Origin of the sequence: Paraburkholderia ferrariae NBRC 106233 (genome assembly GCF_000685035.1) — a bacterium.
Classification (GTDB): Bacteria; Pseudomonadota; Gammaproteobacteria; order Burkholderiales; family Burkholderiaceae; genus Paraburkholderia; species Paraburkholderia ferrariae.
Genome location: NZ_BAYB01000013.1, coordinates 93010 through 110415 on the forward strand (window position 1 = coordinate 93010; position 17406 = coordinate 110415).

The window sequence follows — 17406 nt, forward strand, 5'->3', positions numbered from 1 at the left end:
TGTTTATTATTTAGAACGGAGTTCAGATTAACTATGACAGAGACCAACCAGACTCAGACAGGCGCAGCACGGACAGGTGGTGGCCCGCTACGTGGCGTGCGTGTTATCGAAATGGCCGGCATCGGCCCGGGTCCGATGTGCGCGATGCTGCTCGCCGACCTCGGTGCTGAGGTATTGCGCGTCGAAAGGCCAGGCGGCCTGAACGTGGGCATCGAACGGCCACTGCAGTACGACCTTCTGCGCAGGGGGCGACCGGCCATCACGGTCGACCTGAAAGACCCTGCGGGCGTGGAGACTGTCCTAAGGCTGGTGGAAAACGCGGATGCCCTGATCGAAGGTTTCCGCCCTGGAGTGATGGAGAAGATCGGACTCGGCCCAGACGTCTGCGCGGCTCGCAACCCCAGGCTGGTCTATGGCCGCATGACCGGATGGGGCCAGGACGGGCCGCTTTCCAGAGCCGCGGGCCATGACATCAACTACCTTGCCGTCACCGGCATCCTGAATGCAATCGGCCGGGAGGACGGGGCTCCCGTGCCCCCTTTGAACATCGTCGGCGATTATGCGGGCGGAGCCCTCTATCTTGCGGTCGGTCTGCTCGCTGCGATCATGCATGCTCGCAGCACCGGCCAGGGTCAGACGGTGGACGCCGCTATCGTGGACGGGGCAGCGCATTTATCGACCATGTTTCACGGCATGGTGGCCGCCGGACTGTGGCAGAAAGAGCGCGGCGCCAACCTGCTGGATTCGGGTGCCCCTTTCTACGACGTATATCGCTGCAGCGACGGCCTGTGGGTTGCAGTGGGGCCGCTCGAGCCAAAGTTCTTCGGGCAACTCCTGTCTGGGCTCGACATCGACCCCGCCTCCGGTGTCGGCCAGGATCCGCAGGACTGGCAGACCACACGTGAGCGCCTGGCCGATCGATTCGGTACCAGAACCCGTGACGAATGGTGTCGGCAGTTCGAGGATTCGGATGCGTGTATCTCCCCGATTCTGGATTGGGAAGAAGCGTCCGATCACCCCCATATGCGCGCGCGCGGCACCTTTATCGAGGTAGCGGGCGTTGTCCAGCCCGCACCCGCCCCCCGCTTTTCCCGCACGCCTTGCGCGACCCCTGTTCCTCCTCAGCCGGTAGACACCAATCACGATGCCGTGCTGGCTGCGTGGCTATCCTTGATCCTCTGAATGAGTCCACCATGCTGAACTATGAAGCCGTCAAGAATTACGATTTTCCGGAAGTGACCCATACCTATACCGAGCGCGACTCCATTCTGTATGCGCTCGGCATCGGATTTGGCGCCGACCCGGTACACCCCGGCCATCTCAGGCATGTCGTCGAAGGGGGACTGCGCACGGTCCCGACGATGGCAACCGTTCTGGCAAAACCGGACCGGTGGGCGACGGACCCCCGCACCGGCATCGACTTCGTCAAGCTCGTCCACGGCGAACAGGACGTCGTCATGCATCGCCCCATCCCGGCGGCAGGCACACTCCGGGCACGCAGCCAGATCGGGACGATCTGCGACAAAGGCGCTGGAAAGGGAGCCGTCGTGGAGGTCAGCCGCGAACTTCGCGATCAGGAGGGCGAGCTGTACGCGAGCGTACGGCAGACCGTATTCCTGCGGGGCGACGGAGGCTATAGCGAGCACTGCGGCAAAAGCGACGAACCCCCGGCAGCCCTCCCCGCCGCACCGACGACCCCGCCGGAACTGCAGGTAGACCTCGGCACGCTTGAACAGTCCGCCCTGATCTATCGGCTGTCCGGCGACCTCAATCCACTGCACAGCGATCCGGACACGGCACGCAAGGCGGGCTTCCCGCGCCCTATCCTTCACGGACTGTGCACGTATGGCATGGCCGCGCACGCCGCAATGCAGGCGCTGTGCGATTACGACGGAACGCGGATACGCCGGCTCGCCACGCGCTTCAGCAGCCCTGTTTTCCCGGGCGAGACCATACGGTTCAGGTTCTGGCGTCGTGCAGACGGCACCTATCAACTCGATGCATCCGTCCCGCAGAGAAACACCACCGTGCTGAGCCACGGCGTACTCGAACTCGCCTGAGACACCCCCAGTACCATGTCCACCATGAATACAGGTCCTCTTCTGGTCACGCTGCAAAAGCGCGACGGTATCGCAATCATTGAACTCAACAATCCCGCCAGACGGAATGCGCTAGGTGCGCAAGTACGTGAGTTGCTACACACGGCCGTGCGAACCGCCATCGACGACGGTGAGGTCCGGGCCATCGTACTGACTGGCGCTGGCGGCCATTTCAGCGCCGGCGGCGACATAACCGAAATGCGTGAGCGCAGTATTCTGGAGCACCGCAACCGATGGGATCTGCTGACCAGCCTGACACGCATGATTGCACGTGGTCCAAAACCCGTAGTCAGCGCAGTCGAGGGTAGCGCGATGGGCGCGGGCTTGTCCCTGGCCGCGCTCGCCGACTACGCGATCGCCGCGGACGGCGCGAAGCTCGGCGCGGCGTTTGTGCGAATGGGACTGGTACCCGATCTCGGCGCGCTCTGGAGTGTCCAGAGACGGGTCGGCCCCGCGCGGGCGCGGGAAATCCTTGGGCTCGGCCGCATCCTGTCCGCGGACCAGGCCGAGCGCGTCGGCCTGGTCAACGAAAGATGCGAAACGGGCAAGGCCCTTGAGCGGGCAATTGAGGTCGCGCGCGAATACGCTCAGCTGCCCCCCCTGGCAGCTGCATTGCTGAAGGCTGCGTTGGCGGAGGGCGCTGATACGCTTGACGCCGCGTTACGCAGCGAGATGGAGTGCCAGAGTCTTGCCATGACGACGGCGGACCATCGCGAAGCCGTTGCCGCTTTCCTTGAAAAGCGACAACCTGTGTTCACGGGGAGCTGATCTTCTCTGCCCGTACGGTCGACTGACTCGTCCCACCGCGAAGGGCCGTGCGCCGCGGCGCGGCGTCGTACAAAAAGGCCGCACACACCGGGAATTCCGGCGCCAGAGACGCCAATGCCGCGGCATCGGCCATGCTGCCGCGAGCGGGCGACAAAGTGCGCCCCCGCACTTCACGCTCCAGCGTATCTTGCCGGGCGCTTTTCAATGAATGCCCGCAATCCTTCCTGCGCATCTGCGCTGTTGTACAGGGTTTTCTGCGTGTACTCGATATGGGCGCACGCGGCCTGCACTCCGTTCGTCTGAGCGATGCGTGCATTTTCAATTATTGCCCGCACCGCAAGCGGCGCCTGAGCCGAGATCAATTCCGCCCATTCAGACGCACGGGCAAATTCCGTTCCGCGCGGTACAACCTCCTGGGCGAAGTTCAGACGGAACGCTTCTGCCGCCCCGAATTCTGCGCCGGTCAATAGCAGCTTCATTGCGTTACCCCAGCCGGCGCGCTCCACCATCCGGAACGTGGCTCCGCAGCCCGGCATAATGCCGCGCGCCGCTTCAAGTTGGGCAAACCTGCAATCCTCGGCACAGATTGCGATGTCGACGCTCAGCATCAACTCAACTGCCAGCGTGAAACTGATGCCCTTGAATGCTGCGACCACCGGCTTCTTTCTAAATGGCTCGCGAAGATTGAAGGGGTCAACTTCGTCGGGCGGAATCAGGGGTTCCCCACGCCTGCGCATTTCGGAAACGCCTGGCAGGTCCAGCCCTGCGGAAAAGTGATCTCCAAGAGCATGAACAAGGCCTACGCGCAGGTCACTGTCGCGCTCGAGACGGGTGAATGCCGCCGCCAGTTCGCGGAACATTTTCGGCGTAAAACCGTTGAGCTTCTCGGGTCGGTCTATACCGATGAGAAGGACGTGCGAGTTCTTTTCGACCACAATGCGCCCAGCCGGGTCGCGCGATTCCATCATGGGATACCCAGAGAAGAGGAACCGGGACGCCCCCTCACTGAGCGAGGTTCTCACCCGGCTTGTTAAAAAAGGCTCAGGTTACCCACCATTCCTGAGGCCTTGGACGCGACCTCTTTGACCGCCGATTTCAGAAAATCGAACTCGGCGCGAAAACGGTCAGTGGGACCAGCAACATTGAGCGAAGCAATACACTTGCCGTTCGCGTCGAACACCGGTGCAGCAACCGAAGCGAGTCCCTTCATATAAACATCGAAGGAGGACGATACGCCTTCGCTGCGAATGGTTGTGATCTCTTTCGTGAGCATGGGGCGGGTATACGTCACCGCCATGTTCTGCTTGAAGACTACCGTGGCAAGGTAGCGCCGCACCCAGTCGCGGTCCGCGTACGCCAGCAGCAACCGTCCCGCAGAACTCGCATAGAGTGGTCGTGAAGTACCAACCGGCACCTGGTAACGTATCGGATGCGGGCTTTCCAGTATCTCCACGTAAGTGATGACCTCCGCCTCAGGTACCATCACTCCCAGCATGACTGTCTCTTCAGTGCGCTGCGACAGGTCTTCCATGAACGGCCGGATCTGCTTCGGGAAATTCCATGCCGTCATGACGCCCGCTGCGAGGCGAAAGATGGATGGCCCCAATCGGTAGATCCCGCCAGAATGCGAAAGATATCCTTCCGCAACCAGCGGGCGAAGCAGGTTGAGCAGACTGCTCTTCGGTGATTCAAGCGCAATGCTCAGTTCAGCGAGCGAAAGCCCCTCGCGGGCCTGCGACAGGACATCGAACATGCGCAGGAGCCGCGCTAACGATCGCGGTCCCGAGTTCTCGGCAACGGCGGCCTCGGGAGGGTTTTTTTCAATAGATGCAGTCCTGGGCATGGCGAAGATTTCAGACGTTCGAATAGTATCGCGGGTAGGCGTACCCTGCGGCATCGGGAGAGCCTGATGCCCGGCAAGCATACCAGAACTCCGAGATTCGCCGCAGTTTTTAGAACGCCGTTCGAGAAGCTTCCTGCCGGAGCGTCCCCTCCTTCGCCCCGCACGCGGCGCTAACGCAGCACGAGGAGATTGTCGACAGCCACACAGCCCGCCGGCGATGCAAGTACCGGATTCAGATCGAGCTCGCCCAGCCGTCCACCCGCCGCCGCGCCAAAACGCGATACGGCGGCAATAAGGCTACACAACGCCCGACGATCTACGGGCTTTTTCCCGCGCAAGCCATTCAGCACCGCCGCGCCGCGCAGTTCGTCCAGCATACGCCCGGCTTCAGCTTCACTCACCGGAGCACGCCGGAACGCCACGTCCCGGAGTACCTCGATCAGGACGCCGCCCAGGCCGACCATCACAACCGGGCCAAAGACCGGATCCTGATTGAGGCCGACGACCAGCTCGACGGCATCGGGCTGCGAAATCATTTTCTGTACGATGACCCCATCGATGTGCGCTGTCTGATCGTATTGTCGAACGTTGTCCGTTATGCGGGTGAACGCCGCACGCACCGCCTCTGCATCGCGCAGGTTCAGCTCCACCCCTTTGGCCTCCGTCTTGTGCAGGATTTGCGGCGACTCGATCTTCAATACAACGGGAAAGCCAAGCTTCGCGGCCGCCGCTGCGGCAGCGTCGGCCGTTCTCGCGAGCGCCAGCGGCGCGACGGATACCCCGGCAGCCTTCAGCAACGCTGCAGAGGCCTCCGTCCCAACAACGCCAGTTGAAGCAGGAAGCGTCAAGGCCAACCGTGCGACGTCTGCGAGCGCCGTTTCCCTGCCATGCCTGTCTGCTTGCCAATGACGCCGCATTTCGGCGTGGCGTACGAGCGCCGCCACTGCGTCGACCGCCGGTTCAGGGCCGCGCAGCACTGCGACATTCGCTGCGGTAAGTCGCTGCACCGCGTCGTCTTCGGCCCCAACCCAGGATAGAACGAACGGCTTCTGCACACGGGCTCGCAGGTCCGAAAAGGCCTTCACCATGAAATCGACATCCCGTGTCGATCCCATCCAGGCGATACCGATATCAACGTTCGGGTCGTTCAGCACGAGTTCGAACGCTTCGCAGACCAACCCGGGACTGAACATCCCGACCGCTGTGACATCCACGGGATTTGCGAAGGACCCGAACTCCGGCAGGATACTTTTGAGTGCGGCTGCGGTCTTCTCCGTGAGGACAGGCACCTGTAATCCCGTTTCCGCGGCACGATCAACCATCATCGCACCCGCCCCGCCCGAGCGCGTGAGGATGCCCACCCGGTTCCCGTCTGGCATCGGGCAACCGGAAAACGCGCTGGAAAAATCGAGCAGTTGCTCGTCACTTCGCGCGCGGATGACGCCATATTGCCGGGCCACGCCGTCGAAGATCGCGTCGGAGCCAGCCAACGATCCCGTGTGCGATGCGACGGCCCTGGCACCAGCGTCCGTGCGGCCAAGCTTGGTCAGAACGAGAGGTTTCGCTTCCTGCTGCGCCTGCTCCGCCATTTCGACAAAACCAGCGCCATTGCGCACGCCCTCCATAAATCCCGCACAAACCTTGATCCGGGAATCGGCCATGACCTCCTTCATTGCCTCCACGAAGCCAACGTCCGCCTCGTTACCGATAGTCACCAGATAACCCACATGGAGGCCGCGTTTTTTCCCGACGCCAATCGTGGAAGTGCCGAGGGCGCCCGACTGGGTGACCATGCCGATCGGGCCACCCGGCGTCGGCTCCAGCGCAAACCTGGCGAACGACGCCATGACCTTGTCGAAGGCGTTCACCATCCCGAGACAGTTAGGGCCCAACACCCGAACGCCGGTCTCCCGTGCAACCTCGGTCAATTCCTGCTGAAGTGCAACACCCTCCCCTCCCACCTCCGCAAAGCCCGATGCGAATACAACCGCGGCCCCGACGCCTTTCCGCCCGAGCGCGCGAATGCTTTCAATCACCCGTGTATGTCCAACGGTGACGACCGCAAGATCGACCTCTGCGGGAATTTCCTCCACGGTCGCATAGCATTTCAGCCCCGCAATTTCCGTGTATTTCGGGTTAACCGGGTAAATGGGCCCGGTATAGCCTTTGTCGAGCAGCGCTTTCAGCGGAATCCCATTGAGTTTGCTGAAGTCCTCCGAGGCCCCCAGAATAGCAATTGAGCGCGGCTTCAGGAGGGCCGCCAGGTTCGTGCGCTTCGTCATGGTTTCTCTTTCGCTCCTCTACCCATATCATTCTAAAATACAAACTCTGTTCAGTATTGTTCTGCGCACACGAAAAGTCAATCGTACCGCAGGGTGATCGCAATTGCGCAGGGAACCTGTCTATTGACAGTATTGCGACCACATCCTAGTATCGAACACGATCCTTGTAAACCAACGACGTTCATATATTCGAATCATGACCGCACAGCAGAGCAATCCGCCGAACTCAGGCATCGACTTCGCCGATCCCGTGGATGACAACGACGATGTCTCGAGCCTGCTGCTTGAGGCCGGCGATCGAGCCTTCACGGATCTTTGCACGAAAGAGTTGCTCGATCGCGCCGAGGAAGGCGAGTGGCCCGCAGAGCTATGGAAGCAACTCGATGAGCTCGGGTTTTCAAAAGCGGTGTTACGCGAAGAGGACGGGGGCGCAGGACTGAGCGTGGTCGATTCGATGCGCCTCGTTCGCCTGGCAGCTCAGCATGCTGTACCCCTCCCGCTTGGCGAGACCCTGCTCGCAGCATGGTGCCTGCGCCAGTCGGGGCTCGCTGTGCCCGATGGCCCGCTTGCCTTCGGTCCGCTTGGGCCGCCCGGGGATCTGCGGCTGGAGGCAGATGGAGAACACTGGTGCCTGTCGGGCGTCATGCGGCGAATTCCGTGGGGCGATCGCCTTTCGGCAGCCGTGCTCCTGCTGGCCGCAGAGGACGGTATCAATGTTGTGCGAGTGGCGCGCGAGAATTATTGGGTGACCGGGCACAGCAACATCGCCGGTGAGCCGCGATGTGACCTGCATTTCGAAGGAATCCGGTTGACGCGCGATGACGTACGCCGGTGGCCAGCAGCATCGTTACCGATCCATCAGCCCGACCTGGCACTCGTTCTGGGCGCCATGCTGCGCGCGCAGCAAATGGCGGGAGCACTTGTTCGCGTGCGGGACCTGGCGGTCCGGTATGCATCGGAACGCGTGCAGTTTGGCAAACCCTTGAACAGGTTGCCTGCCGTACAGCAGAATCTCGCGATCATCGCAGGCCATGCCGCCGCGGCCAGTGTCGCCGCTGATCTGGCGCTTGATGCCCTTGCCTCCCCGAACCAGGATCTCACGGATTCCATTGCAATAGCCAAGATCCGGACGGGAGAAGCGGTCGGGATTGCCGCCCGTCTTGCGCACCAGGTACACGGCGCGATGGGCTTCACCTACGAGCACCAGTTGCATCACTACACCCGACGACTGTGGGCATGGCGCGACGAATGCGGCAACGAACGCCAATGGGCTGTATTGCTTGGGCGGCATATCGCGGCTGCCGGACCCGACGCCCTTTGGAGCTACGTAACGCGAGTAGCCAGGCTCTGATCAGATAAGACAAAGCGGTTTCAAGAGGATTACGAATGAACTATTCTTTCGAGCTTCCCCCTCGCTCTACAAAACTGGACGCCCTGCGTGAGGAAGTTCGCGAATTCCTGATCAAAAATCTGTCCAGTATTCCGATGCACATGCGGGCTCGTTCGTGGCACGGATTCGACGCCGAATTCAGCCGGAAAGTCGCCGAGCGCGGTTGGGTCGGTATGACGTGGCCCAAAAAGTACGGTGGCCAGGAGCGCACCATGCTCGAGCGTTATGTCGTGCTCGAGGAGATGGTGGCTGCGGGTGCACCGGTGAATGCGCACTGGACCGGTGATCGACAGAGTGGGCAACTCCTGTTGCGGTATGGGACCGACCATCAAAAGGAGTCGATCCTGCCGAAAGTCGCGCGCGGAGAGATTTTTTTCTGCATCGGAATGAGCGAGCCCGACGCCGGATCAGATCTCGCGAATATCCGCACTCGGGCCACACGCGCTCCCGGCGGGTGGATCGTAAATGGAACCAAGATCTGGACATCGGGCGCGCACCAGAAACATTACATGATTATGCTTGCCCGTACACGTCCCCCCGAAGATGATCGGCATGCAGGCATGAGCCAGTTTATGGTGGATCTGGGTTTGCCGGGCATTGCGGTACGGCCTATCCGCAACATGGCAGGCGAATTGCACTTTAACGAAGTTGTCTTCACTGATTGTTTCCTGCCGGACGACTGCCTGGTCGGAACAGAAGGCGACGGCTGGAAACAGGTAATGAGCGAGCTCTCGTTCGAACGAAGCGGACCGGAGCGGTTTTTGACTGCGCAGATCCTGCTTCGCGAGCTTGTGCGAATTGCGGGTCAACAACCAGGCGACGAGGTTTCTGCCGCCATTGGCTCCCTTGTTGCTCATCTCGCTACGCTCCGTCGAATGTCTTTCGCCGTGGCGAGTGCGCTGCAGGACAAACGCGAAGTCGGCACCATTGCGTCAATTGTCAAGGATCTGGGCTCCGTCTTTGAGCAATCGATTCCTGACATTGCTCGCCAGGTACTTTCGCTGGAGCAGCTTCAGGACGAGGAATTCCAGGACGTGTTCCGCTACACGATGCTGGCCTCGCCTTCGTTCTCCATCTACGGCGGCACACGCGAAATCCTGCGCAGCATCATTGGCAAATCCCTGCAGGCGGCATGACATGACATCAGACAGCGGATCACCCACTATTCTCTACAGCGAAGAGGGTCATGTCGCGCTTTTGACACTCAATCGGCCGGACAGACTGAATGCATTTACCACGCCCATGGTACAGCTGTGGGCCGAACTGCTGGAGCGGGCCGAGGCAGATTCAAACATTCGTGCAGTGGTGGTCACTGGCGCGGGGCGTGCGTTCTGCACCGGCGGTGACACCCAGGAGATGGGCGCATCCGAGTCCAATACTCCGCTCACGATCAAGCGCCGACTGACCGACGGCGTTCAAAGAATCCCACTTCAACTGGAACGGATGGTCAAACCCGTCATTGCTGCGGTAAATGGCCTCGCAATCGGCGCCGGCATGGACCTGGCTCTGATGTGCGACGTGAGGTTCGCGGCAGACAACGCGAAGATGGCAGAGTCGTATGCGCGAATCGGCCTCGTTCCCGGAGCGGGAGGTGCCTGGTTTTTGCCGCGTCTCGTCGGCACCGCGAAGGCACTGGAGCTGTTCTGGAGTGCAGAAAACATCGATGCTTCAGAGGCGCTGCGCCTTGGCCTCGTCAATCAGGTTCATCCGGGCGACGAACTGCTCCAGCGCACCATGGACTTCGCGCAGCGCGTTGCATCTGCCCCCCCCTTGGCGGTGCAGTTGATCAAGCGCACGGTTTATGAGAGCGTCCGCCTTGATCTGCGGGCCAGTCTGGATCTGGTCTCTTCGCACATGACGATCGTGCGAAACAGTGAGGACCATGCCGAGGCGCTCGCCGCGTTGAAGGAAAAGCGCGAGGGCAGTTACCGTGGGCGATGAAACCGCAGGTCCGTATCCGTCCAGGAATCCCTCGAATGGCAAGTGCCACCGATTTCGCAGAAACTTCAGTACGGTCGGGAATAGGGATCGTCGTGGCGCCGATACGTGGTGACGTCTTCGCCGTTGAGGGAATATTGCGCGCGACAATGGACTGCCGCCGCGGGGCTTCGGCGCTGCGTAAGCGTTGAGGCAGTGCCGTGTTGACTGATGTGAGAAGATGGCGCACGCGGATTCTGTAAGAGCGATAGAATCAGGTTACGGACGTCGCACAGAAACTGGATTGTCGCCGGGGGCGGTTAATGATACGAACCTATCAGGGCTCGTGCCACTGCAAAACAGTGCGCTTCGAGATTGACGCCGATATAGACCATGTCCGTGTGTGCGACTGCTCTGTCTGTGCGATGCGGGGCGCGTTAATCCATCGCGTTCCTGCTGATGCATTCCGCCTTCAAACGCCGTTAGATAATCTATCTGTCTATCGCTGGGGTTCACGAACCGCGGCGGACTATTTTTGTCCCACCTGCGGAGTCTTGCCATTTCGCAAGCCAAGCGCTCCTACTGCCGAGGAAGCAGCAAACGGCCTGGCTCCCTTTGATGGCTGGGCGGTGAACACTCGTTGCCTGGAGGGTTTCGACCCATCGGGCGTGCCAGTGAGGACAGTGCGTGGAAGCACGCTCGTCATCAGGCAGTCCCGATAGACGACCTCAACGACTCACGACAAGCAGTTGGATACCGATTACTTGGGGACCGTTAGCGAGTCGCGCTGCCTTGGCCGGACGCAGACAGCAGAGGCGCAACGTTACAGGGCAGCAGTTCATCGCCGCGGTTGATCGCATGGTCGGCGATGCCCGCGCACAAAGCGCAGATACGTCTCAGGATCGATGCCGTTTTGCGCCTGGCTCAGGTACACGACGCCGCCATCGGCGCGCGGCCAGACAAAGGGCCCGCGCTCCAGACGTTTGTAACATCGCTCGAAATGCAGGCCTTGTTGATACCTCGACGCCGCTTGTCCGCGTAACTCATCCCTTCCATCGATTCATTGGACGGCAGCTCATCTGCGTTGGCGAGCGCTATAACCGCCCCGGCAAGCGTCTCTTGCTACGCATCGACGACAAGAGCTTCTGCTCCGCACCACCGAGGTGGATCGATATGAGCGAACCTGATCCTGAAGTCCCCATGGGGAAAGAACGTGCGCTGTTCACAGTCGCGGACTTGATGGAGCTGGCTTGCCTTCGTGACACGTCTCTCCTCGCACACGCGAGCTGATAGCGCCAATTAGCTGTACGCCTAATTTTGCGGCATACGTAAAGTAATTAATGTCGCAATTGTTCTACGTACTGCAGATGAAGTCTCGTCCATACGTTTTTTACGCTGTGTAAATTCACCATGATTGCAGGTGAAGTACGAGATGTTGCGCCGCGTCTCCGTCGCGAAGGCATCGGTGACATAGGTTTCCGACGAATACGGCGTCTCACGACCGACCTTCTATCAGGCCCGCACGGACTTCGAGGAGGGTAGGATCGCAGGGCTGGTGCCGAGGAAGCGAGGACCGCATGGTCCACACAAGACTCAGGGTGACGTGTTGGCGTTTCTCAAGACACGGCCCGTCCTTGGGGAGCCGATTCGGGCACGTGAGCTAGCAAGGCTGGTTCGGAAGAAATTTGATCTCGATGTGCATCCAAGAACGATTGAGCGTGCCTTCGGTGTAAAAACCGGCGGAAGAACCAGAGCCGATGCCAGACCGCTAATGCTTGGCCCTTCATTACGCATCCGGACGTTGCCGACACTGATTTCAATAGCCCCCGGCGGTGCTGTGACCGGCGCTGGAATCGATGCCAGTGGTGCGACCTTGGTCACTGCTGCATCGATCTTTACGGGAAGCAGATCAGCGGGATTGTATTCACCTGCGTGCAACGCCCGGTGCCATTTGAACACCAAGTTCGTGTTCAGCCCGTGTTCCATCGGCTGGCGTGCGACCGAAACGCCGGGCTCGCTCGCCAGCCTGGCCTCGCGCCGGAATTCGAGCGGATTTCTGATCAGACCGTCGAGACGGTACGTCTGGACTCGCTTACGGCACTACGCGGGCCTCGCAACCCGAGGTTCGATGGTGGTCTGCCAAGCCGCCGTCGATGAGCGGGGTGGCTTCGACCGGGCGCTCAAGGCTAAAGGATGTCGTGGCAGTCGACGCGGTCAGCATCACCGCGAGCCGGATACCGCTGTGCTGCAGCGACGAGATTTGCGTTACACCGGTTACGCACGGTCCGTGGGATTGGGTTCGATTTTTTTGACCTGAGCCCATGGCGCGGATCGAAGAAGAATCGACGAGGACGCGAGACCCCTGGAGTTGATCGGCAGCGCGTAGCCGCACGAGCACAGCGACTTGTACAACCGGCCTCAAGCCCACCGCCTGCCAGTCACACAGGCGCCCCCAACCACTCGTACGCTGCCGCAACCCGCCTCGTGAGGTAGTAGGTCCTACTGCGGGTCGGTCTGCAAGACCAGGCTTGCGGCCGGGCCTACCTTAGACACGGCATGCACAAAAATGTGAACTTCGTTCTACGAATTCCTGATCTCATTCATGTCTCGTGGTTTACCCTTGACGCAACTTAGAAACCAAGTGACCGCCCCTCCTGATCAGCCTTGATTTCAGTAGAAATTCCGCAATTTTGGCCGAATTACACGATTAAAATTGCATAAATCGCCATATTTTCTGCACCAACGCTCTTCTTCGTCATCCACCGGCTCGTCCACCCGGCGGTTGAACCCCGGATTGACAGAAGAATTTTACGCGCCAGTATACGAACATTATTCAATTTTTTGGAATCGTCGGGTAGGCACCAATCGGTGGTCGCGAGAAGTGGAGCGCCCAAAGACTCGCGCCGCATCGCGCGGGACGCCCTTGGTGGGTCTGGACCTGAGGCGAGACTCTTCGCCCTGATCCTGCGCTATCCTGGAGGAGACATATATGGGTTTGCACTCGGTGTCGAACACCGATTGTCACGTGGTTATAGTCGGAGCGGGACACGCGGGCGTCAATGCTGCGTCGCTGCTGCGTCAGAATGGTCACGCCGGCAAGATCACGCTGGTCGGAAATGAAACCGGTCTGCCGGTGCAGCGGCCGCCGCTGTCAAAGGCTTACCTGAAAGGCCAGACGGCCCTCGACACCATCCTGATCAAGCCGGCTTCTTTCTTCGATACGCAGAAGATCGATTTACGCACTTCGACCCGCGTCACCGCACTCAATCCTGAAAACCATTCCGTTGCCCTCGGCGAAGAACTCCTTACATACGATGCCCTGGTTCTCGCCACAGGTGTGTCGCCTCGACCACTGCCGGGTTTTCGGAGCTCCCCGTCAAGCAATGTCTTTCAACTCAGGACTGCCGACGACAGCGAAAAACTGAAGCGCGTTATTGGGGCTGGTCGGCACATTGTCATCGTCGGCGGTGGCTATATCGGTCTCGAAGTAGCGGCGTCCGCGCGGGCACTGGACGCACAGGTGACGTTGATCGAACGCGAAACACGGCTGCTGGCCCGGGTGGCAAGCAATCAACTGTCCTCGCATTTGCGGGGTGTGCACGGCCGACAGGGTGTCAGGGTGCTGACCGGCGCACACATGGAACGCATCGATACCGGCCCGACAGGTGACGCGCGTGGAATTCTGCTGTCCGATGGGGAGTACATCGCGTGTGACGCCGTACTGGTTGGTATCGGTGCCGTCCCGAACGACGCCCTAGCCCGCTCTGCGGGAATTGTCTGCAACGATCAGGGCATCGTGGTCGACAGCAACGCCCGTACATCCGCCCCGAACATCTATGCGATCGGCGATGTTACCTGCCGCCCGGTTCCTCTGTTCAATGACCAGCAGATCAGGCTCGAGAGTATCCAGAGCGCGACTGAACAGGCACGCCAGATGGTCCATTCCGTGCTCGACAAACCACCACCCGAACCGGAAGTCCCGTGGTTCTGGTCCGATCAGTACGACCTGAAACTCCAGATCGCCGGGCTCGTAGCCGGTACGGACACGACAATCGTGCGAGGAGACCCATGCAACGATCGGGTCGCTTTCTTTCATCTCCGCGACTCGCGCGTTATCGCGGTGGAAGCAGTCAACAGTGCACCCGAATTCATGGCCGCCAAACAGATGATCAAGGCCGACTGTATCGTCGCCCCTGCGTCGCTGGCGGATTCCTCCAGGTCCCTCAAGGACATTCTCTCTGCTTCCCTACCCACCAATGACGATCATCGTATTCAAGGCAGTTGACGGCGAGGAATTCCGCGTCGAGGCAGCGGGCGACGCATCCGTCATGCAGGCAGCGACCAACAGCAACGTTCCCGGAATCGATGCTGAGTGTGGCGGCGCATGTGCCTGCGCAACGTGCCATGTATATGTCGATCCGGCCTGGGAGAGCAGGCTCGATGGCGCCTGTGAAGCCGAACGGTCAATGCTTCAGTTCGCCGGAGACGTGCGTGACAACTCCCGCCTCGCCTGCCAGTTGACGATACATGATGCGCTGGATGGACTTGTCCTATGGCTTCCGGCGAAAGCCGGGGACCGGCTGTGAACAGCAGGGGGCGATCCGTGACCGACAAGCGTCCTGGGGCGCACAGGAAGAACCCAGGCAGCTTTGTTACCTTGCGATCGAAGCAACCTCGTTCCTCCTTCAGTCTATCCAGACCATCTGCTGAAGGATTCGACATACCTTCATAAATCAGGAGATCAATATGAGCAGTGCAGATGAAGTCCACAGCGCTACGCCGGAGCGCCCGCGTCGGGGCATCACCATCTTCCGCGAACTGGAAGCACCACGGGTACATGAAACCGGCGCAATGGTCCACCATGGCTCACCCAAAGGCCAGGACGGGATTCAAAGGATGAGGGTAGCCGGTCTGGACGACGGAAACGTACTCAAGTGCCTGTACAGATCGACCGATCCCAACGGCTTTACGCTGGTCTACGTCTGGTTCAAGGGCAATTTTGCGCTTCCAGTGCACACCCACAACACTGACTGTCTCTATTACATCATCTCGGGAGAGATTCATATGGGAAAAAACGTGCTGACCGCCGGGGACGGTTTTTTTCTCCCAGCCGAGACACCCTACAGTTATCACGCCGGACCACAAGGTGTGGAACTGCTTGAGTTCCGCGCGGCAACCGAGTTTGACATCGTCATCCGCGACGGGACGGAACGTGGATGGGAACATCTGGTCTCGGTGTGTGCCGCCAATCGCGAACTCTGGAAAACCCAGCGCCCACCTACACGTGAACCGAAAGTCTGAGAAATCAGGCTTCCGGTTCACGTCGGCCATGCGGGTGGCTGCGATGAACTGAGGTTCGAACTACTTCAATACCTGGCGACAAAGACATAGTGGATAAGACATGAGCAAGGAGAAAAATATTTATATAGGAATCCTTCATTCGAAGGCAGACACCTCTGACGCGGAGCACGGCGAATCTACGTATCGGCATTTTGGCATGCGTGTCAGCAGGCTGCCTGCGATCGAAGCTCGCTGGCGAATTTGTACCCAGAAAGCAGATGCAAGCCGCACACCATCTGCAACGCAACAGCCTTATCCGTCTGCCACCACGGGTGGCTGATCTTATTCGCGTAGCAAGATCAACATAACCGCACTGTGTCCTGATCGGGGCACTCGTTCCGGAATCGCGGATGTCGGGAGGCGAAAGTGGATTTCACGTGACCGTATGTATGCAGTCTGTACGGCATCACCTCGCGCAATTTAGCCGGCAGAGGGACTTTCGTTACGCCGGATCTGTCCGGATACATCAATTCAAAACATATGTTTCGGATTACATATCATGAAGATAATTCAAAAAAAATCGTCGGCCTTGCTGGTGGTGTTGGGCGCAGCTTCGTCCGCGAGTCATGCTCAAGGCAGCGTTACGATTTACGGCATTATTGATCAGGCGGTTCAGTACACCTCAAACGTGGCCGGCGGCAGGAAAGTCGCACTGGATTCCCTGGCGGGTCAATACGGCAGTCGCCTTGGACTCTCCGGATCGGAGGATCTTGGCGACGGCCTCCACGCGATCTTCACGCTCGAAAACGGGCTTAACATCAATAGTGGCTCGATTCCACAAGGGGGAACCCTTTTCGGCAGACAGGCCTACGTTGGACTGCAAAGCGACCGGTTCGGGGCACTGACATTTGGCCGCCAATACGACAACATTCTGTACTTCACCTGTCCGCTCACTGCGGCATGTATGATCGGTGGTGCCGTGTCAGGGCCGCCGGGCGATACGAACAACACATATATTGACCTTCGCTGGAACAATTCGGTCCGTTATATGAGTCCGGCCTATCGAGGATTCACATTCGGCGCGGAATATGCGTTCGGCGGTGTGCCTGGCAATTTCACCAAAAGCAGCGGATATAACTTTGGCGTGGGATACGCTATGGGGCCCATCAAGCTCGGTGCAGCATTCGCGTATTTCAAGGATCCGGCTTCGACACCTGGCTCCGGGCTCTTCACGGGAAATGCTAGCGGGAGCTCGCCGGTTACATGGGCATTGAACAAAGCTTATGCGAATGCTCAAGCATGGCAATCGGCGGTCTTTGCTGCAAGCTACATCGTGGGTGCAGTAACGTTCGCAGGATCCTATTCCAACGTGCAGTATGCCAATCTCGGGTCGGCCTTTGCCACGCAGACCGCGATATTCAATAACTTTGATTTCGGAGCAAAATGGCAGATAACGCCGGCCTTCTCTTTGGGTTTTGCGTACGACTACATGATCTCTGACGCCGTGCAGACTTCAGGCGGGAGAACGGTGGGCAATCAGCACATCAACCAGTTGGCGATACAGGGAAACTATTCGCTCAGCAAGCGGACGTTGCTGTATCTTGGAGGGAGCTACCAGCGCGCCTCGGGAACGTCGTCGCTCGGTACACCCGCTGTAGCCAATATCGACAATCTTGGTGACTCGTCCAACAACCATCAGATTCTCGTACGCGCGGCTATCCAGCACAAGTTCTGAACTGCGGCCTGTATTGCGACCGCATTGCAGCACGCTCGGCCTGGGCCGGTGATGCCACCGGCCCAGGCGTTATGCGAGCATCGTCATTGCAG

At 59.6% G+C, this 17406-nt stretch carries 16 protein-coding genes and 1 pseudogene; 14 read left to right on the plus strand and 3 right to left on the minus strand.

Features of this window, described 5'->3' with window-relative positions; translation table 11 throughout:
- The first annotated feature begins 33 nt into the window (after window positions 1-33).
- Genes BFE01S_RS15705 through BFE01S_RS15715 form a run of 3 tightly spaced genes read left to right on the plus strand, consistent with a single transcriptional unit; the run spans window position 34 to window position 2867 of the window.
- Window positions 34-1182 carry a CaiB/BaiF CoA transferase family protein gene (locus BFE01S_RS15705; RefSeq protein WP_028226348.1) on the plus strand — a complete coding sequence of 383 codons (1149 nt, stop codon included), beginning with the start codon at window positions 34-36 and terminating at the stop codon, window positions 1180-1182.
- A gap of 11 nt (window positions 1183-1193) precedes the next feature.
- Window positions 1194-2060, plus strand: a complete 867-nt coding sequence (locus BFE01S_RS15710; protein ID WP_028226349.1) for a MaoC/PaaZ C-terminal domain-containing protein — start codon at window positions 1194-1196, stop codon at window positions 2058-2060.
- A 15-nt stretch (window positions 2061-2075) separates the two neighbouring features.
- Window positions 2076-2867, plus strand: coding sequence for an enoyl-CoA hydratase/isomerase family protein (locus BFE01S_RS15715; RefSeq protein WP_042337733.1), 792 nt, complete (start codon window positions 2076-2078; stop codon window positions 2865-2867).
- Between the two features lie 170 nt (window positions 2868-3037).
- On the opposite strand, the gene BFE01S_RS15720 is transcribed toward BFE01S_RS15715, so the two are convergent.
- The 3 genes from BFE01S_RS15720 to BFE01S_RS15730 form a co-directional block, all read right to left on the minus strand.
- On the minus strand, window positions 3038-3832 hold the full coding sequence (locus BFE01S_RS15720; RefSeq protein ID WP_028226351.1) for a crotonase/enoyl-CoA hydratase family protein: 795 nt from the start codon (window positions 3830-3832) through the stop codon (window positions 3038-3040).
- A gap of 65 nt (window positions 3833-3897) precedes the next feature.
- On the minus strand, window positions 3898-4791 hold the full coding sequence (locus BFE01S_RS15725) for an IclR family transcriptional regulator (RefSeq protein WP_245621111.1): 894 nt from the start codon (window positions 4789-4791) through the stop codon (window positions 3898-3900).
- An 89-nt stretch (window positions 4792-4880) separates the two neighbouring features.
- Window positions 4881-6992 carry an acetate--CoA ligase family protein gene (locus BFE01S_RS15730; RefSeq protein ID WP_028226353.1) on the minus strand — a complete coding sequence of 704 codons (2112 nt, stop codon included), beginning with the start codon at window positions 6990-6992 and terminating at the stop codon, window positions 4881-4883.
- Window positions 6993-7188: 196 nt separating this feature from the next.
- Between BFE01S_RS15730 and BFE01S_RS15735 the strand changes: the two genes are divergently transcribed.
- The 11 genes and pseudogenes from BFE01S_RS15735 to BFE01S_RS15770 all read left to right on the plus strand — a co-directional run bounded on the left by BFE01S_RS15735 (window position 7189) and on the right by BFE01S_RS15770 (window position 17314).
- Entirely contained in the window at window positions 7189-8343 is a 1155-nt protein-coding gene (locus BFE01S_RS15735; protein ID WP_052420887.1) for an acyl-CoA dehydrogenase family protein, read from the plus strand.
- A gap of 35 nt (window positions 8344-8378) precedes the next feature.
- Window positions 8379-9518: an acyl-CoA dehydrogenase family protein gene (locus tag BFE01S_RS15740; protein ID WP_028226355.1), complete on the plus strand. Its 1140-nt coding sequence runs from the start codon at window positions 8379-8381 to the stop codon at window positions 9516-9518.
- Between the two features lies 1 nt (window position 9519).
- The gene (locus tag BFE01S_RS15745) at window positions 9520-10323 is read left to right on the plus strand and encodes an enoyl-CoA hydratase/isomerase family protein (RefSeq protein ID WP_028226356.1); all 804 of its coding nucleotides are present in this window, start codon (window positions 9520-9522) and stop codon (window positions 10321-10323) included.
- Window positions 10324-10622: 299 nt separating this feature from the next.
- On the plus strand, window positions 10623-11021 hold the full coding sequence (locus tag BFE01S_RS46735) for a GFA family protein (RefSeq protein WP_084169902.1): 399 nt from the start codon (window positions 10623-10625) through the stop codon (window positions 11019-11021).
- A 136-nt stretch (window positions 11022-11157) separates the two neighbouring features.
- Entirely contained in the window at window positions 11158-11589 is a 432-nt protein-coding gene (locus BFE01S_RS46555; RefSeq protein ID WP_407668218.1) for a DUF5372 family protein, read from the plus strand.
- A 202-nt stretch (window positions 11590-11791) separates the two neighbouring features.
- A pseudogene (locus BFE01S_RS46560) lies at window positions 11792-12616 on the plus strand (hypothetical protein); the annotation flags it as partial.
- 672 nt (window positions 12617-13288) lie between these two features.
- Window positions 13289-14584, plus strand: a complete 1296-nt coding sequence (locus BFE01S_RS38765; RefSeq protein WP_052420888.1) for an NAD(P)/FAD-dependent oxidoreductase — start codon at window positions 13289-13291, stop codon at window positions 14582-14584.
- Window positions 14556-14885, plus strand: a complete 330-nt coding sequence (locus tag BFE01S_RS15760) for a 2Fe-2S iron-sulfur cluster-binding protein (RefSeq protein ID WP_028226357.1) — start codon at window positions 14556-14558, stop codon at window positions 14883-14885. The genes BFE01S_RS38765 and BFE01S_RS15760 overlap by 29 nt, the downstream gene beginning before the upstream one ends.
- Before the next feature lie 160 nt (window positions 14886-15045).
- The gene (locus BFE01S_RS38770) at window positions 15046-15600 is read left to right on the plus strand and encodes a cupin domain-containing protein (protein WP_042337735.1); all 555 of its coding nucleotides are present in this window, start codon (window positions 15046-15048) and stop codon (window positions 15598-15600) included.
- Between the two features lie 100 nt (window positions 15601-15700).
- Window positions 15701-15919, plus strand: coding sequence for a hypothetical protein (locus BFE01S_RS44310; protein WP_156967025.1), 219 nt, complete (start codon window positions 15701-15703; stop codon window positions 15917-15919).
- 219 nt (window positions 15920-16138) lie between these two features.
- Complete coding sequence (locus BFE01S_RS15770) at window positions 16139-17314, plus strand: porin (RefSeq protein ID WP_156967026.1); 1176 nt, start codon at window positions 16139-16141, stop codon at window positions 17312-17314.
- Window positions 17315-17406 lie beyond the last annotated feature (92 nt).